Annotated in this window: 24 protein-coding genes; 17 read left to right on the top strand and 7 right to left on the bottom strand. The window is 72.0% G+C overall.

Translation table 11 applies throughout. The features are described from left to right. The first annotated feature begins 153 nt into the window (after positions 1–153). The 4 genes from LV457_RS17200 to LV457_RS17185 are packed head-to-tail and all read left to right on the top strand — an operon-like array spanning position 154 to position 4,973. Positions 154–582, top strand: a complete 429-nt coding sequence (locus tag LV457_RS17200; protein ID WP_232172743.1) for an MmpS family protein — start codon at positions 154–156, stop codon at positions 580–582. After that, on the top strand, positions 579–3,491 hold the full coding sequence (locus LV457_RS17195) for an RND family transporter (RefSeq protein ID WP_232172742.1): 2,913 nt from the start codon (positions 579–581) through the stop codon (positions 3,489–3,491). The genes LV457_RS17200 and LV457_RS17195 overlap by 4 nt, the downstream gene beginning before the upstream one ends. 14 nt (positions 3,492–3,505) lie before the next feature. Continuing rightward, complete coding sequence (locus LV457_RS17190; RefSeq protein ID WP_232172741.1) at positions 3,506–3,967, top strand: DUF5078 domain-containing protein; 462 nt, start codon at positions 3,506–3,508, stop codon at positions 3,965–3,967. Positions 3,968–4,001: 34 nt separating this feature from the next. Further along, a complete protein-coding gene (locus LV457_RS17185) occupies positions 4,002–4,973 on the top strand; it encodes an NADPH:quinone oxidoreductase family protein (protein WP_232172740.1) in 972 nt (323 codons plus the stop codon). Between the two features lie 22 nt (positions 4,974–4,995). On the opposite strand, the gene LV457_RS17180 is transcribed toward LV457_RS17185, so the two are convergent. From LV457_RS17180 to LV457_RS17170, 3 genes are all read right to left on the bottom strand, one after another. Then, positions 4,996–5,436, bottom strand: a complete 441-nt coding sequence (locus LV457_RS17180) for an STAS domain-containing protein (RefSeq protein ID WP_232172739.1) — start codon at positions 5,434–5,436, stop codon at positions 4,996–4,998. 232 nt (positions 5,437–5,668) lie between these two features. Then, entirely contained in the window at positions 5,669–6,892 is a 1,224-nt protein-coding gene (locus LV457_RS17175) for a triacylglycerol lipase (RefSeq protein ID WP_232172738.1), read from the bottom strand. A 32-nt stretch (positions 6,893–6,924) separates the two neighbouring features. Beyond that, the gene (locus LV457_RS17170) at positions 6,925–7,788 is read right to left on the bottom strand and encodes a helix-turn-helix domain-containing protein (RefSeq protein ID WP_232172737.1); all 864 of its coding nucleotides are present in this window, start codon (positions 7,786–7,788) and stop codon (positions 6,925–6,927) included. 94 nt (positions 7,789–7,882) lie between these two features. Between LV457_RS17170 and LV457_RS17165 the strand changes: the two genes are divergently transcribed. The 3 genes from LV457_RS17165 to LV457_RS17155 are packed head-to-tail and all read left to right on the top strand — an operon-like array spanning position 7,883 to position 10,142. After that, entirely contained in the window at positions 7,883–8,926 is a 1,044-nt protein-coding gene (locus LV457_RS17165; RefSeq protein WP_232172736.1) for an alcohol dehydrogenase catalytic domain-containing protein, read from the top strand. Next, the gene (locus tag LV457_RS17160) at positions 8,923–9,330 is read left to right on the top strand and encodes a nuclear transport factor 2 family protein (protein WP_232172735.1); all 408 of its coding nucleotides are present in this window, start codon (positions 8,923–8,925) and stop codon (positions 9,328–9,330) included. The genes LV457_RS17165 and LV457_RS17160 overlap by 4 nt, the downstream gene beginning before the upstream one ends. After that, the gene (locus LV457_RS17155) at positions 9,327–10,142 is read left to right on the top strand and encodes an SDR family oxidoreductase (protein ID WP_232172734.1); all 816 of its coding nucleotides are present in this window, start codon (positions 9,327–9,329) and stop codon (positions 10,140–10,142) included. The genes LV457_RS17160 and LV457_RS17155 overlap by 4 nt, the downstream gene beginning before the upstream one ends. A gap of 2 nt (positions 10,143–10,144) precedes the next feature. Here the strand turns inward: LV457_RS17155 and LV457_RS17150 are convergent, their stop codons facing one another. Both LV457_RS17150 and LV457_RS17145 read right to left on the bottom strand, forming a co-directional pair. Further along, positions 10,145–10,411 carry a YdeI/OmpD-associated family protein gene (locus LV457_RS17150; RefSeq protein WP_232172733.1) on the bottom strand — a complete coding sequence of 89 codons (267 nt, stop codon included), beginning with the start codon at positions 10,409–10,411 and terminating at the stop codon, positions 10,145–10,147. A 65-nt stretch (positions 10,412–10,476) separates the two neighbouring features. After that, the gene (locus LV457_RS17145; RefSeq protein ID WP_232172732.1) at positions 10,477–10,980 is read right to left on the bottom strand and encodes a nuclear transport factor 2 family protein; all 504 of its coding nucleotides are present in this window, start codon (positions 10,978–10,980) and stop codon (positions 10,477–10,479) included. 130 nt (positions 10,981–11,110) lie between these two features. Here LV457_RS17145 and LV457_RS17140 point away from each other — a divergent pair, with 130 nt between their 5' ends. From LV457_RS17140 to LV457_RS17105, 8 genes are all read left to right on the top strand, one after another. Then, positions 11,111–12,124, top strand: a complete 1,014-nt coding sequence (locus tag LV457_RS17140) for a MoxR family ATPase (protein ID WP_232172731.1) — start codon at positions 11,111–11,113, stop codon at positions 12,122–12,124. A 16-nt stretch (positions 12,125–12,140) separates the two neighbouring features. After that, entirely contained in the window at positions 12,141–13,010 is an 870-nt protein-coding gene (locus LV457_RS17135; protein WP_232172730.1) for a DUF58 domain-containing protein, read from the top strand. After that, a complete protein-coding gene (locus LV457_RS17130) occupies positions 13,000–13,473 on the top strand; it encodes a hypothetical protein (protein WP_232172729.1) in 474 nt (157 codons plus the stop codon). The genes LV457_RS17135 and LV457_RS17130 overlap by 11 nt, the downstream gene beginning before the upstream one ends. Then, on the top strand, positions 13,464–14,486 hold the full coding sequence (locus LV457_RS17125) for a hypothetical protein (protein WP_232172728.1): 1,023 nt from the start codon (positions 13,464–13,466) through the stop codon (positions 14,484–14,486). Before LV457_RS17130 ends, LV457_RS17125 begins: the two co-directional genes overlap by 10 nt. Then, on the top strand, positions 14,483–15,466 hold the full coding sequence (locus LV457_RS17120; protein WP_232172727.1) for a VWA domain-containing protein: 984 nt from the start codon (positions 14,483–14,485) through the stop codon (positions 15,464–15,466). Before LV457_RS17125 ends, LV457_RS17120 begins: the two co-directional genes overlap by 4 nt. Next, a complete protein-coding gene (locus LV457_RS17115; protein WP_232172726.1) occupies positions 15,463–16,170 on the top strand; it encodes a hypothetical protein in 708 nt (235 codons plus the stop codon). Before LV457_RS17120 ends, LV457_RS17115 begins: the two co-directional genes overlap by 4 nt. An 82-nt stretch (positions 16,171–16,252) precedes the next feature. Beyond that, positions 16,253–18,754: an ABC transporter ATP-binding protein/permease gene (locus LV457_RS17110; protein WP_232172725.1), complete on the top strand. Its 2,502-nt coding sequence runs from the start codon at positions 16,253–16,255 to the stop codon at positions 18,752–18,754. Next, entirely contained in the window at positions 18,751–20,496 is a 1,746-nt protein-coding gene (locus LV457_RS17105; protein ID WP_232172724.1) for an ABC transporter ATP-binding protein, read from the top strand. Before LV457_RS17110 ends, LV457_RS17105 begins: the two co-directional genes overlap by 4 nt. Here LV457_RS17105 and LV457_RS17100 read toward each other — a convergent pair. After that, on the bottom strand, positions 20,475–21,074 hold the full coding sequence (locus LV457_RS17100) for a TetR/AcrR family transcriptional regulator (protein ID WP_232172723.1): 600 nt from the start codon (positions 21,072–21,074) through the stop codon (positions 20,475–20,477). The two genes, LV457_RS17105 and LV457_RS17100, sit on opposite strands and share 22 nt — an antisense overlap. Positions 21,075–21,139: 65 nt before the next feature. On the opposite strand from LV457_RS17100, the gene LV457_RS17095 reads away from it, so the two are divergent. Together LV457_RS17095 and LV457_RS17090 are read left to right on the top strand one after the other, a co-directional pair. Next, complete coding sequence (locus tag LV457_RS17095; protein ID WP_232172722.1) at positions 21,140–21,976, top strand: mycofactocin-coupled SDR family oxidoreductase; 837 nt, start codon at positions 21,140–21,142, stop codon at positions 21,974–21,976. A 7-nt stretch (positions 21,977–21,983) separates the two neighbouring features. Beyond that, a complete protein-coding gene (locus LV457_RS17090) occupies positions 21,984–23,177 on the top strand; it encodes a cytochrome P450 (protein WP_232172721.1) in 1,194 nt (397 codons plus the stop codon). On the opposite strand, the gene LV457_RS17085 is transcribed toward LV457_RS17090, so the two are convergent. After that, positions 23,133–23,867, bottom strand: coding sequence for a TetR/AcrR family transcriptional regulator (locus LV457_RS17085; protein ID WP_232172720.1), 735 nt, complete (start codon positions 23,865–23,867; stop codon positions 23,133–23,135). The genes LV457_RS17090 and LV457_RS17085 overlap by 45 nt on opposite strands.

Here is a 23,867-nt window from a genome sequence, read left to right as displayed (position 1 = left end):
ATTTGGTCCTCGACGTGCGTTGTCGTCGCCGGCAGCCGTGATGTTCCGCCGCGAGCCCGCCGAGTGTTCTAATCTCTCCGTTAAACGTACTAACCAATTAGCGGCGAGATGAACCGGCGCCAACCGGGCGCGCGGTGACGGGGAGCTGACGAGATGCTGAGACTGCTGCGGCGAGCGTGGGTCCCGCTGTTGATCGTGGTGGTCGTCGCGGTCGCCGGTTTCACCGTCCACCGCATCCGCGGCTACTTCGGTTCCGAGGGCATCCTCGTGACGCCGGTCAACTTCGCCGACGACCCGGAGCCGTTCGACCCCAAGGTCGTGCGCTACGAGATCACGGGCGACGGCAGCTACGCGAACATCAACTACCTCGACCTGGACTCCAAGCCGCAGCGCGTCGACGGCGCAGCGCTGCCCTGGTCCCTGACCCTGCAGACGACGGCGCCGTCCGCGGCGCCCAACATCCTGGCCCAAGGCGACGGCAGCAGCATCACCTGCCGGGTCATCGTCGACGACGAAGTGAAGGACGAGAGGACCGCGACCGGCGTGAACGCCCTCACCTACTGCTTTGTGAAGTCCGCATGAGTGCGCCCGTCACCGACGCACCCACCGATGCGTTCCCGCCCGTGCACCCGCCCACGCGAGGGGGCGTCGCTCGCACCATCCGCACGCTGGCCGTCCCGCTGATCGTCGGCTGGGTCGCGCTGATCGCCTTCCTCAACGTCAGTGTGCCGCAGCTCGAAGAGGTCGGGCAGCTGCGCGCGGTGTCGATGAGCCCCGACGACGCGCCGTCGATGATCGCCATGCAGCGGGTGGGTGAGCTGTTCGCCGAAGGCGACTCCGACAGCCAGATCATGATCGTGCTGGAGGGCGAGCAGCCCCTCGGCGACGATGCGCACGCCTTCTACGACCAGATGGTCGACAAGCTGGAGGCCGACCCCGAGCACGTCCAGTCCGTCCAGGACTTCTGGAGCGATCCGCTCACCGCCACCGGGTCGCAGAGCAACGACGGCAAGGCCGCCTACGTCCAGGTGAAGCTCGCCGGCAACCAGGGCGAAGCGCTGGCCAACGAGTCGGTCGAAGCGGTGCAGCACATCGTCGGCGGCCTGACGCCTCCCGACGGCGTGAAGGCGTACGTCACCGGTCCCGCCGCGCTGGCCGCAGACCAGCACATCGCCGGCGACCGCAGCATGCGGCTGATCGAGGCGGTGACCTTCACCGTCATCATCGTGATGCTGCTGCTGGTCTACCGCTCGATCGTGACCGTGCTGCTGGTGCTGGTGATGGTGGTGCTCTCGCTGACCGCCGCCCGCGGCGCCATCGCGTTCCTCGGCTATCACGACATCATCGGCCTCTCGACCTTCGCCACCAACCTGCTGGTGACGCTGGCGATCGCGGCGGCCACCGATTACGCCATCTTCCTGATCGGCAGATATCAGGAAGCCCGCGAATCGGGCGAGGACAACGAAACCGCCTACTACACGATGTTCCGCGGCACCGCCCACGTGGTGCTCGGCTCCGGCCTGACCATCGCCGGCGCGACCTACTGCCTGAGCTTCACCCGGCTGCCGTACTTCCAGACCCTCGGGGTGCCGCTGGCGATCGGCATGGTCGTCGTCGTGGTGGCCGCGCTCACCCTGGGCGCGTCGATCGTGACGGTCGCCAGCCGGTTCGGGCTGCTGGAGCCCAAGCGCGCGATGCGCACCCGCGGCTGGCGCAAGGTGGGCGCCGCCGTGGTCCGCTGGCCCGGGCCGATCCTCGTCGCCACCATCGCGTTGGCGCTGGTCGGCCTGTTGACCCTGCCCGGTTACCGCACCAACTACAACGACCGGAACTACCTGCCGGCCGACCTGCCCGCCCAACAGGGCTACGCCGCGGCGGACCGGCACTTCTCGCCGGCCCGGATGAACCCCGAGCTGCTGATGGTCGAAAGCGACCACGACCTGCGGAACTCCGCGGACTTCCTGGTGCTCGACAAGATCGCCAAGGCCGTGTTCCGGGTGGAGGGCATCTCCCGGGTGCAGGCGATCACGCGGCCGGAGGGCACGCCGATCGAGCACACCTCGATCCCGTTCCAGATCAGCATGCAGGGCACCAGTCAGAAGATGACCGAGAAGTACAACCAGCAGCTGACGGCCAACATGCTCAAGCAGGCCGACGACATGCAGAAGACCATCGACCAGATGACGAAGATGCAGAATCTGACCCAGCAGATGGCCGACGTCACCCACGGCATGGTCACCCAGATGAAGGGCATGGTCGTCGACATCGGCGCGCTGCGGGACAACATCGCCAACTTCGACGACTTCTTCCGGCCGATCCGCAACTACTTCTACTGGGAACCGCACTGCTACAACATCCCGGTCTGCTGGTCGATCAGGTCCGTCTTCGACACCCTCGACGGCATCGACATCATGACCACCGACATCGAAGAGCTGATGCCGCTCATGGAGCGGTTGGACTCCCTGATGCCGCAGCTCACGGCGATGATGCCCGAGATGATCGAGACCATGAAGGGCATGAAGGCGATGATGCTGACCATGCATTCCACGCAGAAGGGAATGCAGGATCAGATGTCGGCGATGCAGGAGGACTCGTCGGCGATGGGGGAGGCGTTCGACGCCTCGATGAACGACGACTCGTTCTATCTGCCGCCGGAGGTGTTCGACAACCCGGACTTCAAGCGCGGCATGGAGCAGTTCCTGTCGGCCGACGGCAAGGCCGTGCGCTTCATCGTCTCGCACGACGGCGACCCGATGACCCCCGAAGGCATCGCGCGGATCGACGCCATCAAGCGGGCCGCGAAAGAGGCGATCAAGGGCACGCCGCTGGAGGGTTCCCGGATCTACCTCGGCGGGACGGCGGCGACGTTCAAGGACATGTCCGACGGCAACAACTACGACCTGCTCATCGCCGGCATCGCGTCGCTGTGCCTGATCTTCATCATCATGCTCATCATCACCCGCAGCGTGGTGGCGTCGGCGGTGATCGTCGGCACCGTGGTGCTCTCGCTCGGCGCCTCGTTCGGGCTGTCGGTGCTGTTGTGGCAGCACCTGCTCGGCATCGAACTGCACTGGATGGTGCTGGCCATGTCGGTGATCATCCTGTTGGCCGTCGGCGCGGACTACAACCTGCTGCTGGTCTCCCGGTTCAAAGAGGAGATCCACGCGGGCCTCAACACCGGCATCATCCGGTCGATGGGCGGCACCGGCTCGGTGGTCACGTCGGCGGGCCTGGTGTTCGCGTTCACGATGATCTCGATGGCGGTCAGCGAGCTGACGGTGATCGGCCAGGTCGGCACCACCATCGGTCTCGGGCTGCTGTTCGACACGCTCGTGGTGCGCTCGTTCATGACCCCGGCGATCGCGGCGCTGTTGGGCCGGTGGTTCTGGTGGCCGCAGGCCGTGCGGCAGCGGCCCTGGCCGTCGCCGTGGCCGAAGGTGCCGCCTACGCCGCCGGCGGCCCGCGACCCCGAACCCGTTCCGAGCGCGTGACGAGGAGCAGCAGCATGGCAGCAGGACATCGCCGGGCACGGCGCGCCGGGACGGTACTGGTCGCACTCGGGATCGCCGCTGCGGCAACGCCCGTCGCGGCGTCGGCCGACTCGACCGAGGACTACCCGATCCCGTCGAAGATGCTGCACACCACCTGCACGGCCGAGCAGTACCTGGCCGCGGTGCGCGACACCAACCCGGTCTATTACGAGCGCTACATCATCGACAAGCACAACAAGCCGCTCGATGTGCAGCAGGGTGCGATCGACCGGGCGCGCTGGTTCTTCGCCATGGACTACGCCGGCCGCCGCGCCTATTCCGAACAGCGCGCGGTGGACATCTACAGCGAGCCGATGTCGTTCCGCTGGTCGAACTGGGACAAGATCTTCTTCAACAACAAGGGCGTCGTCGCGAAGGCCACCGCGGTCTGCGACGGGTATCCGCCCGACGACGTCTCGGTGTGGGACGGTATCTAGGTCGACGAGGACTTCGGGGCGAAAGGCGGCCGGTATGCGTGCGGTGCAGGTGGCGCGACGGGACGGTCCGCACGCGGCCGAGGTCACCACGGTCGACGAGCCGGCCGGCGACGGCGGCGTGGTGATCGACGTACATGCCGCCGGGGTCGCCTTCCCGGACGTGCTGCAGACCCGCGGGCTCTACCAGCACAAGGCGGAGCTGCCCTACATTCCGGGCGCCGAGGTGGCCGGTGTGGTCCGCAGCGCGCCGCCCGGCGCCCCCGTCGGTCCGGGCGACCGCGTCGCCGCCCTGACGATGCTCACCGGCGGCATGGCCGAGGTGGCGGTGGCCTTGCCGGACAACGTGTTCCGGCTGCCGGACGCGGTGTCGTTCACCGCCGGCGCCGGCCTGCCGTTCAACGACCTGACGGTGCACTTCGCGCTGACCACCCGCGGCCGATTGGCGGCGGGGGAGACGGTGCTGGTGCACGGCGCCGCCGGCGGCATCGGGACCTCGACGCTGCGGCTGGCGGCCGCGCTCGGCGCGGGCCGCACCATCGCGGTGGTCAGCACGCCGGACAAGGTGGCGGTCGCCGAGCGTGCCGGCGCCGACGACGTCGTGCTGGCCGACGGCTTCCGCGATGCGGTGAAGGAACTGACCGGCGGTCGCGGCGTCGACGTCGTGCTCGATCCCGTCGGCGGTGACCGGGTGACCGACTCCCTGCGGTCGCTGGCCGTGGGCGGCCGGTTCCTGGTCGTCGGTTTCACCGGTGGCGACATCCCGACGGTGAAGGTGAACCGGCTGCTGCTCAACAACATCGACGCGGTGGGCGTGGGGTGGGGCGCCTGGGCGCTCACCCATCCGCGCTACCTGCAACAGCAGTGGGCGGAGCTGGAACCGCTCTACGCCTCCGGTGCGGTGCGCCCGCCCGACCCGGTGGTGTATCCGATGGAGCGGGCCGCTGAGGCGCTCGCGTCGCTGGAGGAGCGCACGGCGCTCGGCAAAGTGGTGGTCGCGATCCGCTGAGGCCGCGCGGCGGGGTCTGCGGTCAGCCGGCCCAGGGCACGGCGCCGCGGCGGGTGTGCCGGTCGAGCAGTTCGACGGCGGCGTGCACGGTGTCGACCGTGGGCAGCGCACCGTCGGGGTCGACGATGCGCAGCAGCCGGCGGGCCTCGCGGCCGGCGACCACCATCCAGTCCACGTCGCTGCGGGCGCAGCTGACGCTCAGGTAGTGCAGCGCGGTGAAGCCCTGCGATCCGAAGAAGGTGGCTTCGCCGAGGTCGAGGACGAGCTGCGTCGAGGTGCCGGTGTGCCGTTCGGCGAAGCGTCCCAGCGCCCGGCCGTTGGTCGCGTCGATCTCGCCGGTGACGGTGATCAGCAGCAGCCACGGCTCGAGCCGGCTGACGTGGAAGGTGGCGCGGCCGCAGGTCTGCTGATCGTCGACCGTCGTGGGGTCCGGTCGGTAGGTCCGAATGGTGCCGCTGGACATCTGAACTCCCTGCCGCGCGCGGTCCCCCGCGCCGTTCCTCGTCGAGCCCGGCTGTTCGTTCAACCGAGAACGACGGTACTACGAAATCCGTGGTATGGACACGGGTCGCGCGAATTCTCCGGCACCGGCCGTCACCAGCACAGATCTTGACACCGCCGCCACGGCGGCGGGGTCGCGTGCCGGCGACCGCGGTCGCGGGCTGCGGATCCCGTACCCGGCCGGGCGCTGTCGTTCAGGACGCCGGCGACAGCCAGTCGCGCAGCCGCACGTAGATGTCGGGGTGGTTCAGCAGGTCGAAGTGGTGCAGGCCCCGCAGCGCCAGGCCGTCCTCGTCGGCGAACGGGCTGCGCCGCAGCTCGCTGCGCGCCGAGGCGCTCGTCGGGCGCACCAGATGGTCGCCGACGAGGGTGCCCACCAGCGTCGGCGCCGCGGTCGCCGCGACGTAGTAGTAGCGGGCGTGGGGCAGCACGTTCACCTCGCCGCAGCTGTCGCACAGCAGCGCGTCGGGGTCCGTGCCGTCCCAGTCGTCGTCGAGGCAGGCGCCGTACCGCAGGTCCTTGATGCCGTCGCTGCGCAGGTTGAGGAAGGCGGCGATGCCGCGCGTCTCGGGCAGCCGGGCCAGCGCCCAGGTCGCTGCGTTGACGCCCTTCTCCAGATCGGCGCCCAGGTGCGGGGAGCCCAGACACACGACGTGGCGGACGGCCGTCGTCCAGGACCGGTCGTGCTCGACGCCGTAGTGGCAGGCGCTGCGCGCCACCAGGCCACCCATCGAGTGGCCGATCAGCACGATCTCGGTCACCGGCACCGGCCAGTGGTCGGTGAGCGCGGCCAGCAGCCGGTCGAGCTCCCGGCCGTTGGACGAAATGTGCCGGCCGGTGTTGTAGCGCAACAGGACCGGCGTGAAGCCGAGCTCGGCGCGGAGTTGCTCGCCGTAGCCCGGGTGCTCGCCGGCGACGTCGCCGCGGGCCGCGCGACTCCAGCCCTTCTCGGTCTGGCACAGCCCGTGCACGAACACCGCGAGCCGGCCGGTCGCGTCGGGGAACGCCGCGGCCAGGGCGTCGGCGGTCAGCGGCACCTCGCGCCCGTCCACCCGCACGCCCATGCCGATCGCGAGGCTGCTGCGGCGGTCGGCCAGCTCGTCGCCGTAGATGCCGTCCAGCGCGGCGATGAACTCCGCCCAGTCGGGCCGCTCGTGCAGCGGCGGGTCGGCGTCGTCGGCGACGAGGGTCGCGGCGGCGGCGATGGCGACGGGCCCGCGGCGGGCCGCCTGGTCGACAGCCCGGTACACCAGGCCGGCGATGGCGTTGTGGACGTGCTTGACCGGCGCCGCGCCCGGCCCGATGGCGCAGAAGACCCGCGACGCGATGCCGTGGTGGGTGTCGCGCACCACCGCGTTGACGACCCCGAGTCCGATGCCGGCGACCTCGCCGACGGCCTTGACGTCCGATGTCCGCATGGGCACCCCCTTTGCAGGGTCGAGCATAGGTGTCAGGGTCCGCACGCGATACCCGCGGTACCGGACGCCACGCGGCGCCCGATGGCGGTGACGGCGTCGCGGTCCAGCGGGCGCAGCGGGTGTACCGCCACGATGAGCGTGGCGCGTCCCCGCTGGTCGAGCACCGGTGCGGCGATGGTGGCGACGGGCATGGTCGCCGCGGCGTCGTCGTCGGTGAGCACGCCGATCGTGGCGAACTCGACGAGCAGGCGGTCGGTGATCTCCCGGACGTGGGTCGGCAAGCCGTCGCTGGGCAGCGTGCTCATGGTCCGCGCCGCCCGGGTGAGCGCCGGGGTGGTGAAATCCACGTCATAGCCGCGCCGGCGGGTGCGTGCGAGCGCTTCGCCGAGGCGGCGGTGCAGCTCGGCGTCGCCGGATCCGCTTCGCCCGATCCACCTGCGCTGCTCCTCGGCGGATTCCCAGGCGGCGAACGCCACCCCGAACGGCGGTGCGAAGCGGATGCGGTCACCCGGTGCTCCTGCGGGCGAATCGCCGCTGCCCGCGAACGCCGTGATCACCAGGTCCTCGTCGACCCGCTCGACCACCGATGCGGCGCAGCCGAACTCCGTCGCGAGCGCCGCGATGAGCGCGCGCGCCGCCGACGTCGCCGGCCGCGCGCGATCGACCGCTGCGGCCACGACGGCGAGCGCAGGCCCGACGGCGAAGGTCTTGTCGAGCGGATCGCGGGCGGCCCAGCCGCGTGCGCAGAGCGTCGTGAGGATCGCGTGCGCGGTGGCCTGGGTCATGCCGGTCTCGCGGACGACGTCGGAGAACCGCAGCCGGCGGCCGCCCGCGCGCGCCAGCAGCTCGACGACGTCGAGCGCTCGGCCCGTGGGCGCCGACGCCGCAGCCGCCACCTCTTGACTCCCTCCCCGGCCGTTCCTACGGTCAGTTGAATAGTCGAACGACGGTTTCGAATATACGAGAAAGCGGGCGGTCGGGGTGCGAGCGGTGGTGTTGCGCGGCGGCGCGCTACGGGTCGGCGCGGTGGCCGACCCCGTGCCGGGGGAGGGCGAGCTGCTGCTGCGGGTGCTCAGCACCGCGATCTGCGCCTCCGACGTGCACTTCATGGACCACCCGGCGCTGGGGCAGAACGACCCGACGGGCCGGTCCTGCTACGACGCCGACCGCGACGTCGTGCTCGGTCACGAGTTCGTCGGCGAGGTGATCGCCCAGGGGCGGGGTTGCTCCGACCGGTTCCCGATCGGGTCGCGCGTGACGTCGATACCGATCCGGCTGGTCAACGGCGGCGCCGACGGCGCCCGCATCATCGGCCAGCACCCCGAGGCGCCGGGCAGTTTCGCCGAACTGCTCGTGGTGGCGGAGGCACTCGCCGCCGCGGTGACGGGCGAGGCGCCCGACGACGCCGTCGCGCTCACCGACGCGTTCGCGGTCGGCGAGTTCTACGTGCGGTCCGCCGCGGTGGCGCCCGACGAGATCCCGATCGTGATCGGCGCGGGCGCCATCGGACTGTCGACGGTGGCCGCGCTGCGCAGTCGCGGCGTCGAGCCGATCGTGGTGTCGGACTACCGCGCCGACCGGCGGGAGCTGGCGCGCGCGGCGTTCGGCGCGCACGTCGCCGTCGACCCGGCCGAGGAGTCGCCGTTCGCGGTGTGGCGCCGGATCCGGGCCGAACGGGATCAGTGGGGCGCGGGCGTGGTGTTCGAATGCGTCGGCGCGCCCGGCTTGATCCAGCGCCTCGTCGACGAGGCCGACATGGCGACCCGGATCTACTGCGCGGGCGGTTGGTACACCGGCGACACCCTCGACATCACCGCCGCGACGCGCCAAGGCGTCACCATCCAATTCGGCGGCGGCCCGATGCCGCAGGACTGGTACGGCACGCTCGACGCCATTGCCGCGGGCCGGCTCGACCCGCTGCCGAGCGTGGGCGCCGTCGTCGGCCTCGACGGGGTGCCGGACGCGATCGAGCTCGCGCGCCGGTCCGACGGCCCGCCGCGCATCGTCGTCCACCCGAACGGAGACCGACCGTGACCGATCCGCAGGACCGCCAGGACATCTGCGACACGCTGATCCGGTACGCCACCGGCATCGACCGTCGCGACTGGGAGCTGTTCCGCACCGTGTTCACCGACGACTGCGCCTGCGACTACGGCGAGATCGGCCGCTGGCGGGGGGTCGACGAGGTCACCGAGTTCATGGCCACCTCACACGCCGCGGCCGGTCACACGTTGCACCGCATGACCAACCAGGTGATCGACGTCGAGGGTGGCCGCGCCACCGCGCGCACCTACGTCGACGCCTACATCCTGGCGCCCGACAGTACGGCCGGGGTCAACGCCGTCGGCATCTACGACGACGAGCTGGTGCGCACGGCCGGCGGCTGGCGGGTGGCAAGCCGCCGGTTCACCCCGGTGCGGGTGACGGCGGTCCCGTGAACGTCGTCGAGCGTTACGGCCCGTGGGCGCTGGTGGCCGGCGCGTCGGAGGGCGTCGGTGCGGCGTTCGCGCGGCGCCTCGCCCGCGAAGGGCTGAACGTCGTGCTGCTCGCCCGCCGGCACGACGTGCTCGACGCGCTGGCCGCCGACCTGCGGTCGGAGTTCGGGATCGAGGCCCGCCCGCTCGCCGTCGACCTCGCCGAGCCCGACGCCGCGGCCCAGGTCACGGCGGCCACCGCCGACCTGCCGATCGGGTTCCTGCTCTACTGCGCGGGCGCCGACCCCACCTACCAGCCGTTCCTGGCCCAACCGGTCGCCGCGGCGGAGGCGATGGTGTGGCGCAACTGCCTGGTGCCGCTGCAGCTCGCGCACCACTACGCGGCGCCCATGGTCGAGCGGGGGCGCGGCGGCATCGTGCTGCTCGGCTCCGGCGCCGGGCTCGCGGGCGGACCGAACATGGTCGCCTACGGCGCGTCCAAGGCGTTCGACATGGTGTTCGCCGAGGCGCTGTGGAGCGAACTGCGCGGCGCCGGCGTCGACGTGCTGGGGCTGATCCTCGGCAAGACCGACACGCCGGCCCTGCGGCGGCTGGAGCACGCCCGCGGACTGCTGGCGTCGCAGGACGTCGCGCCCGCCGACGCCGCCTCGGTGGACGAGGTGGTCGACGAGGCGTTCGCGAACCTGCGCAACGGCCCGACCTGCTTCGTCGGGGAGACCATGCAGGCCGCGGCCCAGCTGCTCGGCGCGATGAGCCGCCGGGAGGCGGTCGAACTGCTCGCCGCCGCCGGCGCCGCCGCGATGGGCGGCGACTGACGCTAGGCGCCGGTGCGCTCGCGGTGCTTGCAGCCCGGCCAGCAGCAGGGCCGCCGCTGCCCCTCGGCGAGCTCTTCGCAGGTGCGGCGGATGCGACGGGCCCGGGTGGCCTCCTTCTTCGCGTCCTCCACCCAGCAGATGAACTCGTTGCGGGCCAGCGGCGTGATGTCCAACCAGGCGCTGAGTACCGAATCGTCGGCCTCGAGTGCGTCGCGGAGGTCGGCGGGGAGCTCGTGCACCACCCCGCCGGGCAGCCGTGTCGTGCTCATGCGCATTACGGTAAACCGGTGACCCTCGCCGTACCGGTCCACCGGGCTCACCGGGGTGTCGACGGTCACGACTGCCCCCGCCCGTACCGGCGCGCCGCGTCGACGGCGGCCTGGCGCACCCGCGCCGGGATGTACAGGGTGAACAGCGCGTTGAACACGTCTTCGCGCAACCGGGTGAGCGTCGAACTGGCGATGCGCCACTGCCCGTCGGCCTTGACGTAGGTCTCGGTGTAGTGGCCGTAGCCGCGCAGGTTCACCGCCGGCGCCAGCCGCACCACGTCTTCGAGCGCCCAGATGCCGTTCGCGGTGGCCGGCGACGTGAGCTCGAGCTCCGGGTTGTGCACCTGGTGCGCGGTGACCTGCGACGGCTTGCCGAGGCTGCGGCGGGTGAACGCGACGAACGCGTCGGCGCCGGCGATGCGCCTGCCGCCGGCCGCGGAGGTGTCGCTGACGAAGTCGTCGGTAAACAGGGTGCGCCACTGTTCCCACTGCTTGGTGTCCAGCAGCCGGCAGTAGCGGGCCTTCAACTGCTTGAGCTGCTCGATCTCGGCGAGCGCGGCGCTGTCCATGGCCGAAAAGCGTGACATCGCATCGCAGATGTGTAAAGCCGCACCGCTGCGCGCCCGCCCCGCGTGGCTTGAAACCGCCGGACCCGGGTATCCCGAGCGCTTGGACCGCCGGTCCTGGCGAAAGGAAGGTATGACCTCAGCGCACACCCCAGCGCACACCCGACCCGACAGCCGCGACATCGACGACGCGAGACGCCTCATCGGCACCGTCTCCGATGCCTTCTCGGCCAGCGTCGTCGGCCAGCAGAACCTGCGGGAATCGCTGCTGATCGGGCTGCTCTGCGGCGGTCACGTGCTGCTCGAGAGTGTGCCCGGCCTGGCGAAGACCACCGCGGCGCGGGTGATCGCCGAATCGATCAACGGCAAGTTCTCCCGCATCCAGTGCACCCCGGACCTGCTGCCCAGCGACATCATCGGCACGCAGATCTACGAGGCGGCCACCAACTCGTTCGTCACCCAGCTCGGGCCGGTGCACAGCAACATCGTGCTGCTCGACGAGATCAACCGGTCGAGCGCCAAGACGCAGAGCGCGATGCTGGAGGCGATGGAGGAACGGCAGACCACCATCGCGGGCGTGGTGTACCCGATCCCGGAGCCCTTTCTGGTGATCGCCACCCAGAACCCCGTCGACCAGGAGGGCACCTATCCGCTGTCGGAGGCGCAGACCGACCGGTTCCTGCTCAAGGACGTGCTGCGCTATCCGTCGGCGGCCGAGGAGGTCGAGGTCATCGAGCGCATCGACGCCGGGGTGTACGACCCCGCGCGGCGGGCCAGGCCGGTGATCAGCCTCGACGACGTCCGGCGGCTGCAGCAGGTGGCGCGCGGCATCCACATGGACCGGGCGCTGATCCACTACGCCAGCCAGCTGGTGGCCGTCACCCGCGACCCGGCGCAGCACCTGCCGGCGCGCATCGCGCGGCTCGTCGAGTACGGCGCCAGTCCCCGCGCGACGATCGCGTTCAGCAAGGCCGGTCGGGCGCTCGCGCTGCTGTCGGGGCGCAGCCACGTGCTGCCCGAGGACATCGCGCGGCTGGCGCACCGGGTGCTGCGGCACCGGCTGATCCTCGGTTTCGAAGCCGCCACCGCCGGCATCACCCCCGACGCCGTCGTCGACGCCGTCCTGCAGGTCGTGCGGGTGCCCTGAGGCCTGTCTGACTTCGATGGGCACGCACCTCAACCGCGCGAAGGCGCACTTCGGCACCGACGTCACCGGGCTGCTCGAAGGCGGGCGGTACGCGCTGTTGCACACCCGCAGCTTGGAGTTCGACGACTTGCGGCCCTACGTGCCCGGCGACGACGTCCGCGACATCGACTGGAAGGCGTCGGCCCGGTCGGGCCATGTGCTGATCAAGCGCTTCGTCTCCGAGAAGCACCACAAGATCCTGCTCGTCGCCGACGCCGGCCGGAACATGGCGGCGCTGACGCCCAGCGGCGAGGACAAACGCGACGTGGCGGCGCACGTGCTGGGCGCCGTCGGGCTGATCACGCTCGGCCGCTCCGACGAGATCGGCATGGTGTACGGCGACGCGCGCGGCTGCGCGAACATCCGGCGCCGCCGCGGCGAGGTGCACATCGAGCACATGCTGCACCGCTTCTACGAGCACACCCTCGCCGCACCCGGACCCAGCGACATCGTCGGCCAGTTGGAGTATGTGGCCACCCACCATCGCGCGCCGATGCTGGTGTTCGTGGTGTCCGACGAACCCGATGTCGACGAGCGGCTCACCGAGGTGTTGACGGTGCTCGCCGGGCGCCACCAGGTGATGTGGGCGTTCGTGTCCGACATGCCGGCGGTTGGACCCGACGATGACGTCGACGGCTATGACGTCGGCACCGGTGCCTACGTGCTCAGCGCCGCCACGCTCGGCGCGAAAGTGGTGGCCGCCTACCGCAGGGCCGAGGAGGCGCGGGCCCGCCGGCTCACCGAACTGCTCACGACGCACGGCGTGCCGCACACCCGCATCGCCGGCAGCGACGAGCTGCGCACCAAGCTGATCGCACTGACCCAGGTGTTCAGCCGTGCCCGATGATCTGCTGCGCTTCGTCGGCGGGCCGCCGTCCTACGCCTCGCTGTGGCTGTGGCTCGGCATCGCGCTGCTCGTCGTCGTCGTGCTCTGGTACGCCGGGGTGCTGGTGTGGACCATGCCGTCGCGGCGGTTGCGCGCGCTGCCGGTGGTGCGGGACGCGCACGCGCGTGTGCTGCGGGAACGGTTCGCGCGCAGCGTCCGCGAGGCCGTCGAGCGCCACCGCGCCGGCGAGTGGTCGGCCGCGCGGGCGTCGGGCGCGATGAGCGCGGCCGTGCGGAACTTCCTGTACCAGCGCACCGGCGCCCCCGCGCCCTACCTGCAGCTCTCCGACCTGCCGCGAGCCGGTCTGGAAGCGGCGCAACCGGTGCTCAGCACGCTCGCCGACGGACAGTTCAACGACGCGTCGCGCATCAGCGTGGCCGACGCGGGCGCCGCGGCCGAGGAGTTGATCCGGACGTGGAACTGATCTGGTGGCCGGTCGCGCTCGTCGCGGCGCTCGTCCTCGCCGCGTGCATCGGCGTCGCGGGCTTCACCCGGCTGCGACGGGCCACGCAGCTGCGCCGGCTGGCGCACGCCGACCGGCTCACGACGCTGCCGGAGTACGCCCGGCTGGCGCTGCTGCGCTCGGTGGCGGCGATCGTCAGCATCGCGCTGCTGATCCTGGTGTTCGCCGCCGCGGCGGTGGTGGCAGCGCGGCCCGGGGGGCTGCCGGCCGGTGCGGGCGACGCACAGGCCGCGCCGCGCGAGGAGATCATGCTGTGCGTCGCCGAGCCCGCCACCGCACCCGTCACCGGCCGGTTCCTCGGCTACTTCGCCCGGCAGGCGACAACCCTGCGCTCCGAGGGGATCGGGCTGACCACCCCGACGCGCCGCGTCATCCCGCTCACCCGCGACTACCAGTTCGCGGGTAGCCGGCTCGGCGAGTACGCCGCGGTGGCCGACGATCCGGCGGCGCGCACGTCCCGGGAGCGGGCCGCCGCCTTCGCCCCCGACGTGCGCTACACCGACTACGCCGCCACCGTCGAGGACGTCGTCGCGATGTGCCTCACCGGATTCCCGCCCGCGGATCCCGCTGCGCCGCAACGCCGCTCGCTGGTCTACCTGGGCGCGGCCGCCCTGCGGGCGCCCGGCGACACCCGGCCCTCGCTGTTCACCACCGCCCAGGTCGCCGACCTCGCGACCCGCGCCGGCGTGCAGGTGAACGCGATCGCCCTCCCGTCGGCGGGCCGGTCCGACGCGCTGCAGAAGGTGGTCGACGACTCCGGGGGCCGGTTCGTGCGCTATCTGCCCGCCGATGACGCCGACGGCGCGCGGTTGACCGCGGAGCTCGACGCCGTACGGGCAGCCGCGCCCACGCCGGCCGGACCCGGCGCCGGGACGCTGTCGGGGACCCTGCGGGACGCCCCGGAACTTCCGCTGATCGTGGCGCTGGCGCTGGCCGGCGTGCTGAGCTTCGGGCTGGCGGTGATGCGCCGGTGACCTTCGCCCCCGTGATCCCGCCGATCGTGCTGCTGATGATCGGCGCGGCGCTGCTGCTGCTGCGGCTGCTGAGCCTGATGCGGGCGCGCCGCCGCACCCGCGCGACGCTGCTGCGGTGGGCCGCCCTGACGGCGGCGCTGCTGCTGCTCGTGCTCGCGGCGGCCCGGCCGGTGCTCGGCGCCGCGCCGCAGCAGGCGGCGGGTGGCGGCGAGACCAGCGACGTCAACGTGTTCCTCGTGGTCGACCGCTCGGTGGACACCACCGTCCCCGACGTCGACGGCGCGCCGCGGTTCGACGCCATCCGCGCCGACGTGGCCGCGCTGGTCCAGCGGTATCCGCGGGCGCGGATCGCGATCATCGGTTTCGCGTCCCGGCCGTCGCTGGACTGGCCGCTGTCGCAGGACGTCTGGAGCCTCGGCCCCGAGCTCGATGCGCTCGCGCCGTACCCGGCCGCACCCGACGCCGCCCAGCAGGTGAACGCCGCCGCGGCCGCCACCGTCCTGCGCTACCAGCTGATCGCCGCCGCCCAGCAGTACCCGGGCGCCCAGAACCTGGTGTTCTACCTGGGCTCGGGCGCGGGCGGCTCACAGGCACCGCAGGGCGAGTTCAGCGTCACCTCCGTCGACGGCGGGGCGGTGCTCGGCTACGGCACCGCGGCCGGGGCGCTCGTCGACCAGCCGGGCCCGTCGGTGGTGTCCGGGCGCAACGAACCGGCGCTGCGGGCGATCGCCGGCCAGCTCGGGGTGCCCTACGTGCAGCGCGACGGCGGCCCGCTGGCCGACGCGCTGCCGGGTGACGATCCGGGCGCGGCCGCGACGGGTCCGCAACAGCCCGCCGGCCTGGCACCCGAACCGGCCGAGTCCACCGAGCTGTACTGGCTGGCCGCGGCGCTGGCCGCGGCGCTGCTGCTCGTCGAGATCTTCCTGACCGTCCGCGAGTTCCGGCGCAGCCGGCTGGTGCGCAAGGAGGTCGAGCGGTGAGGCGGCGTGCGCTGCGGCGGAAACTGCTGCTGTACTCGGCGCCGATCGTGCTGCTGCTGGTGGTCGTCGCGGTGAAATTGCTGTCGGTGTCGGTCGTGGGCCGCTCGGCGCTCTCCGACGTCGCGGCCGGAAACGTCGCGGCGCTGCGCGAGGACGTCGACGTGTTGTCGACTCTCGACATCGTCGAGCCCGCGAAAACCGCGTTCGTCGCCGGCAACCTGGCGGTGTTGGAGAATCGGCTCGCCGACGCCGACGCCGCGTTCGGCGAGGCGCTGGCCGGCACCGACCCGGCGGCGAGCTGCCCGGTGCGCATCAACCTGGAGCTGGTCCGCGAGGTGCAGGGCGACGTGGCCGGCTGGGAGCGCGACGTCGAGGCCGCCCGCGAGCGCTACACCAGCGCGCTGACGATCGTCGGCGAGGCGCCGGCCGGCTGCTTTGCGGGCAACACCGACCCGGACCCGCAGCGCCGGGCCGTACGCGCCGACGCCGCCGAGCGGCTGCGCACCAAGCTCGCCGGGCTGGCCAATCCGCTGCCACCGCCACCGCCACCGCCCGCAGCCGTCCCGGCGGCACCGCCCCCGCCGCCGCCACCCGGCGCCGAGGCCGAGTCGCAGCCGCCGTCACCCGCGGAGCTCGGTCCCGGCGATCCGTTCGAGCGGCTCCGCAAGATCCTGCGCGACGGCGCCGCGGCCCGCGCGGGGTGACGGCCCAGCCGCCCGTCGGTAGGCCCACGACGCATTCCCGCGGCTAGTAAGGTCACCCTTAGTTGACGGGAAGGACCGCTGAATGGCGCGCGGAATCCAGGGCGCAATCCTCAAGGGCTACGGCGCCCGCGACCACCTCGCCACCGTGGTCGACAAGGTCCACGTCGCACCACACGTCGTGCGGGTGCGGATGCACTCGGACACCGTGTTCGACGACGTCGTCGCCGAGCCCGCCGCCTGGCTGCGCTTCTGGTTCCCCGACCCCGACGGGTTCACCACCGAGTTCCAGCGGGCTTACACGCTCACCGAAGCCGATCCCGCGACCGGCCGGTTCGCCGTCGACATGGTGCTGCACGAACCCGCCGGCCCGGCGTCGACCTGGGCAAAGACCGTCGAGCCGGGCGCCACGATCGCGGCGGTGTCGCTGATGGGTTCGGCCCGCTTCGACGCCCCCGACCCGCAGCCGGCCGGCTACCTGCTCATCGGCGACGCGGCGTCGGTACCGGGGATCAACGGCATCATCGGCGCCGTCCCGCCCGACGTGCCGATCGAGCTGTACCTCGAGCAGCACGACGAGCACGACCCGGCGATCCCCCTCGCCGAGCACCCGCGGCTCGCGGTGCACTGGGTCACCGGCGGCTCGCTGGCCGCGGCCCTCGAACAGCGCGACTGGTCGAACTGGTATGCCTGGGCGACGCCCGAAGCCCATGCGCTCAAACAGGTCCGCGCCCGGCTCAAGGAGTTCGGCTTCCCCAAGTCGGACGTCCACGCGCAGGCCTACTGGAACGCCGGCCGCGCGATGGGCACCGACCGCGAGCGGCCCACCGCCGAGCCCGAGCCCGCGGCCGTACCGCCGCGCGGCACCTGGCAATCGCAGGGTGCCAGCCGGCTGCTCGCGCCGCTGCGCCGGGCGCTGATCGTCGCCGGAGTGCTGCAGGCCGTCGTCACGCTGGTCCAGTTGGTGCCGTTCGTGCTGCTCGTCGAGCTGGCCCGGCGGATGCTCGCCGGCGCCCAGCAGCTCTGGCCGGTGGGCGTCGCGGCCGTCGTCGCGCTCGGCATCGGGACCACGCTGGCCGCGGCGCTGACGCTGTGGCTGCACGCCGTCGACGCCCGGTTCGCCGCCGACGTGCGGCGCCGGCTGCTCACCAAGCTGTCGCGGCTGCCGCTCGGCTGGTTCACCGCCCGCGGCTCGGGCTCGATCAAGCAGCTCGTCGGCGACGACACCCTGTCGCTGCACCACCTCATCACCCACGCGGTTCCCGACGCCGTCGCGGCCGTCGTCGCACCCGTCGCGGTGCTGGTCTACCTGTTCGCGGTCGACTGGCGGATCGCGCTCGTGCTGTTCCTGCCGGTGCTGTGCTGGCTCGTCGTGTCCTCGACCATGGCGGCGCAGTCCGGTCCGCGCATCCCGCAGGCCGCGCGCTGGGCAGCGCGGATGAACGACGAGGCCGCTGCCTACCTCGACGGGCAGCCGGTGATCCGGGTGTTCGGCGGCGCCGCGGCGTCCTCGTTCCGGCGGGCGCTCGATTCCTACGTCGGTTTCCTCGCCGCCTGGCAGCGCCCACTGGCCGGCAAGAAGGCGCTCACCGATCTGGTCACGCGGCCGGCCACCTTCCTGTGGCTCATCGCCGCCGCGGGCACGCTGCTGGTGGTCAACGGCGACCTCGATCCGGTCGACCTGCTGCCGTTCCTGTTCCTCGGCACCACCTTCGGCGCCCGGCTGCTCGGCATCGCCTACGGCATCGGCGGCGTCCGCACCGGCCTGCTCGCCGCCCGCCGCATCCAATCGGTGCTCGACGAGCCCGAACTCGACACCCAGCAGCACCCGCCGACCGGCGCCGCCCCCGGCACCGTTGAGTTCGACCGGGTGACCTTCGGGTACCGGCCCGGCGTACCCGTGGTCGACGACGTGTCGCTGACGCTGCGGCCCGGAACGGTCACCGCGCTGGTCGGCCCGTCCGGTTCGGGCAAGTCGACGCTCGCGTCGCTGCTGGCCCGCTTCCACGACGTCGGGTCCGGCGCCATCCGCGTCGACGGGCGTGACATCCGGTCGCTGTCCGCCGACGAGCTGTACCGGCGGGTCGGCTTCGTGCTGCAGGACGCGCAGCTCGTCGGTGGCACGGTGCGCGAGAACATCGCGCTCGCGGTGCCCGACGCCACCGACGAGCAGGTGCACGCCGCCGCCCGGGAGGCGCAACTCCACGACCGGATCCTGGCGCTGCCCGCCGGCTACGACACCGTGCTGGGCGCCGGCGGCGGGCTCTCCGGCGGCGAGCGGCAACGGCTCACCATCGCCCGTGCGCTCCTGGCCGACACGCCAGTGCTGATCCTCGACGAGGCCACCGCGTTCGCCGACCCGGAGTCGGAGTTCCTGGTGCAGCAGGCGATCAACCGGCTCACCCGGTGCAGGACGGTGCTCGTCATCGCCCACCGGCTCCACACCATCACCGCCGCCGACCAGATCGTCGTCCTCGACGGCGGACGCATCGCCGAACGCGGCACTCATGACGAACTGCTCGCCGCCGACGGGCGCTACCGCCGGCTCTGGGAGTCCGCCGGCACCGCAGCGCCGGTGACGCGGTGATCCGCACGCTGCGCGCGCTCATGCCGCGCGGCCAGCGCGTCGGGCGCTTCGTCGCGCTGGCCGTCGCATCGGTGATCCTGCGGGCGGTGGCGACGGTGCTGCTCGTGCCGCTCGTCGCGGCGCTGTTCAGCGGGGCGCCGGGCGACGCGCTCGGTTGGCTCGGCTGGCTGACGGCGGCGACCGCGGCCGGCTGGGCCGTCGACTGGTGCGTGTCGCGGCTCGGGTTCGAGCTCGGGTTCGCCCTGCTTGCGCGGGCGCAGCACGACGTCGCCGACCGGCTGCCCGGCATCGCGCTCACCTGGTTCACCGCGGAGCGCACCGCGACCGCGCGCCAAGCGATCGCCGCCACCGGCCCCGAGGTCGTCGGGCTGGTGGTCAACCTGCTGACACCGCTGCTCGGCGCGGTGCTGCTGCCCGCGGCGATCGGCGTCGCGCTGCTGTTCGTCTCCTGGCCGCTCGGGCTCGCCGCGCTCACCGGCGTCGTGGTGCTGGGCGGCGCGCTGTGGGCCGGCGGCCGGCTGACCCGCGCGGCGGATCAGGTTGCCGCGCAAACGAATTCGGCGTTCACCGAACGGCTGATCGAGTTCGCCCGCACCCAGCAGGCGCTGCGGGCCGCCCGCCGCGTCGAGCCCGCCCGCAGCGCGGTCGGCGAGGCGCTTGCCGCCCAGCACGGCGCCACGCTGCGGCTGCTGCGCCTGCAGGTGCCAGGCCAGATGTTGTTCGCGCTCGCCGGCCAGTTGGCGCTGATCCTGCTCGCCGGCGTCATCACGGCGCAGACGGTCAGCGGATCACTCGGGGTCGCCGAGGCCGTCGCGTTCATCGTGGTGACCGTCCGCTACCTCGAGCCCTTCACCACCGTCGCGGAGCTGTCGCCCGCCATCGAGAGCGCCCGCGCGACGCTCGACCGCATCTCGGCCGTACTCGCGGCGCCGAGCACCCCGGCCGGGACCGCGTCACTGCCGTCCGGCGCGCCGCCCCGCATCGCGTTCGAGGACGTCACGTTCCGCTACGGCCAGGACGGCCCTCCGGTGCTCGACGCCGTCAGCGTCGTCCTGGAACCCGGCACCACCACCGCGATCGTCGGGCCGTCGGGATCGGGCAAGAGCACCATCCTCGGGCTCATCGCGGGCCTGCACGAACCGACCGGCGGCCGCGTGCTGGTCGACGGCGTCGACACCGCCAGCCTCACCGCCGACGCTCGGCGGGGGCTGGCCGCCGTGGTGTTCCAGCATCCGTACCTGTTCGCCGGCAGCATCGCCGACAACATCCGCGCGGGCGATCCGGACGCGTCCGCCGAGCAGATCGCGGCGGTGATGCGCCTGGCCCGTGTCGACGAGCTCGTCGAACGGCTGCCCGACGGCGCCGCCACCGCGGTGGGCGAGGCCGGCGCGGCGCTCGCCGGCGGCGAGCGGCAGCGCATCAGCATCGCGCGGGCGCTGCTCAAGCCGGCGCCGATCCTGCTGGTCGACGAGGCGACCAGCGCGCTCGACAACGAGAACGAACGCGCGATCGTCGACGCGCTGACCGCCGACGTGCGCCCGCGGACCCGGATCATCGTGGCGCACCGGCTCGCGAGCATCGCCCGCGCCGACCGGGTGCTGTTCGTCGACGGCGGACGCATCGTCGAGGACGGCACCATCGGCGAGCTCCGCAGTGCCGGCGGCCGGTTCAGCGAATTCTGGCAGCAGCAGCACGACGCCGCGCGCTGGCGAGTGGGCGGCTACCGCTCCGGCAGCTCGTAGCGCCGCAGGAAGTCCTCGATGAACCGGTGCGCCTGGGCGTGCCCGCGGGCGATGCCGAGGTTCTCCTCCAGCACGAGGATGCGCGACAGGCTCGCGACGATCATCGACATCACCACCGGCGGGAAGGCGTCGACGTCGACGCCGTGGGCACGCAGCGCCAGCGCGACCGCTTCCTCCTCCAGCGCCCGGAACTGGTCGGCATACCGGGTGATCTCGGCGGCGATGGCCTTCCTGTGGTTGGCGAGCGCCATGAACTCCATCCACAACCGGGCTTCCCGCGCGGAGTTCAGCCGCCACAACGCGTGCAGGGGTTCGGGGCGGGCGAGCAGTTCGCGCTGCCGCTGCAGGTTGGCGTCGGCGCCCGCCCGCAGCACCGCCACGTACAGGTCGTCCATGCTGGGGAAGTAGTAGTGCACCAGCGCGGGTTTGACGCCGGCCTCGGCGGCCACCCGGCGCGAGGTCGCGGCCGCGTATCCCTCGGCCAGCATCAGCTTCGCGGTCGCCGTGATCAGCGCCTGCCGGGCCGGCGTATCCCGGCTGCCCGCCCTTGACCGGTCGGCGGACGGGCTGCTAGACATGCCGCAACAGTAGTGACTGGGCAGTCGCTCAGTCACGGGGCGTGAGCGGAACATCGGGGTTCGTCGTGAGTGGTCGCGTCGCCGGCAAGGTCGCCTTCATCACCGGCGCGGCGCGCGGCCAGGGCCGCAGCCACGCCGTCCGGCTCGCCCAGGAGGGCGCGGACATCATCGCCGTCGACATCTGTCGCGGCTTCGAAGGATCGCCCGCGCCGGCGGCCACGCCGGCGGATCTCGCCCAGACGGCGGACCTGGTCAAGAACCTCGACCGCCGCATCGTCACCGCCCAGGTCGACGTCCGTGACGCCGACGCGCTCAGCGCCGCCGTCGACGCCGGGGTCGAGGAGCTCGGCCGGCTCGACATCGTCGTCGCCAACGCCGGCATCGGCACCGTCGGGGTGAAGCTGCACAAGATGTCGGAAGCCAGCTGGGACGAGACGTTGAGCGTCAACCTCGGCGGCGTCTGGAAGACCATCAAGGCAGGCGTGCCACACCTCCTCGCGGGCGGCCGCGGCGGGTCCGTGGTCATCACCAGCTCCGTCGGCGGCCTCAAGGCCTACCCGCAGGTCGGTCACTACACAGCGGCCAAACACGGGGTCATCGGCCTGATGCGGACCTTCGCCGTCGAACTGGGAGCGCACTCGATCCGCGTCAACACCGTGTGCCCCACCCACGTGCGCACGCCGCTGCTGATGAACGAGCCCACCTACCGGCTGTTCCGGCCCGACCTGCAGCACCCCGGCCCCGACGACCTGGCGCCGATCTGCCAGTCGTTCCACTTCCTGCCGACCCCGTGGGTGGAGCCGGTCGACATCAGCAACGCGGTGTTGTTCCTCGCCTCCGACGAGGCGCGCTACGTCACCGGCGTGAGCCTGCCCGTCGACGCGGGCAGCATGTTGAAGTGAGGGAGCCATGACCGCCCCCGCGGTGTACTACGACCCGTACGACATCGGCATCGTCACCGACCCGTATCCGACGTACGCGCGGCTGCGGGAGGAGGCGCCGCTCTACTACAACGATCGCTACGACTTCTGGGCGCTGTCACGCCACGCCGATGTCGAACGGGCGCTGGCGGATTGGGAGACGTTCTCCAACAGCCGCAGCGACATCCTCGAGCTGGTGCAGTCGGACTACCCGATGCCCAAGGGCGTCATGATGATGGCGGACCCGCCGGTGCACACCATGCTGCGCGGGCTGATGGCGCGGGTGTTCACCCCGCGGCGCATGGCCGCCATCGAAGACCAGATCCGGGCGTACTGCGTGCGCTGCCTCGACCCGCTCGTCGGGTCCGGCGGCTTCGACATCATCGCCGAGCTGGCCTCGATGATGCCGATGCGGGTGATCGGCATGCTGCTGGGAATACCGGAGTCCGAGCAGGTTTCGGTGCGCGACGCCAACGACGCGAACCTGCGCACCAAGCCCGGCGCCCCGATGAAGGTGGCCGACCCGGACCGCATCGCCGACGGCCGCATCTACGCCGACTACGTCGAATGGCGGTCGCACCACCCGTCCGACGACCTGATGACCGCGCTGCTGAACGTCGAGTTCACCGACGAGCACGGCGTCGAGCGCAAGCTCACCCGCAAAGAGGTGCTGCACTACACGCAGGTCGTCGCCGGGGCGGGCAACGAGACGACGGGCCGGCTGATCGGCTGGCTGGCGAAGGTGCTGGCCGAGCATCCCGACCAGCGCCGCGAGGTGGAGCATGACCGCAGCCTGCTCGGCCGGGCGGTGGACGAGACGCTGCGCTTCGAGCCGACGGGTCCGCACGTCGCCCGTTGGGTGGCACGGGATTTCGAGGCGTACGGCACGACGGTGCCCGCCGGCAGCGCCATGCTGCTGCTGTTCGGCGCCGCCAACCGCGACCCCCGCCGCTACGCCGACCCCGACACGTTCGACATCCACCGCGACAACATCAGCCACCTCACCTTCGGCAAGGGCCTGCACTACTGCTTGGGCGCCAACCTCGCCCGACTCGAAGGCCGCGTGGCGCTCGACGAGCTGCTCAACCGGTTCCCCGAGTGGGAGATCGACTACGCGACGGCGCGACTCGCGCCGACATCAACGGTGCGCGGTTGGGAGCGGCTGCGCATCCTGCTGCCCTAGGTCGGTCGCCGGCGGAACGAGGTTGTCGACGATCAATCCGATGGTGAAGTCGAAGCGTTCGTGTCCGACCCCGGACGTGAGTTCCTCGGCGTAGCGGCGCGTGTGGGGAAAGTCGTTCTCGGGCAGCGCCTTCAGCCGGCCGACGAGGTCGGCGCGGCTCACCACCCACGGGGCGTCGGGGTCTTCTTGACGCTGGCGGACCATGGAACGTTCCAGCGCGTAGCCGGCGACGTAGAGCGTCAGCGCGTCGATCGTCCATGCTGCCACCTGCGGCCCGATTCCGCCGGCGAGCAGGATGCCGAGCATCGTCTCGCTGACCCGAGCGGTGTGGGTGTTGCCGGGCACCAACGCCAGTGCGGCGCGTGAGATGCCCGGGTAGGCCAGATACTGATCCCTGAGCTGCGCGCACACATCGCGGATCTGTTCACGCCAGCGTGCCGGATCGGGTGCGGGCAGTGTCAGCCGGGAACACAGGTGGCCGATCAGCAGGTCGTCGAGGTCGGCCTTGGTGGAGATGTGGGCATACAGCGACGACGGGCCGGTGTCGAGCACGCCGGCGACCCGCCGGATCGTCAAGGCGTCATAACCCTGACTGCCGACGACCTGCAGAGCGGCAGCGGTGATCCGCTCGCGGGTGATCGGCGGCTTTCGAGGCGCGGCGGCATCGGCCGCCCTGCCGCGGGATGGCAT

The organism is Mycobacterium sp. MYCO198283 (assembly GCF_021213805.1).
Lineage (GTDB): Bacteria > Actinomycetota > Actinomycetes > Mycobacteriales > Mycobacteriaceae > Mycobacterium.
The sequence above is the reverse complement of the archived record's forward strand: the minus strand, read 5'-3'. Positions and strand labels throughout refer to the sequence as shown.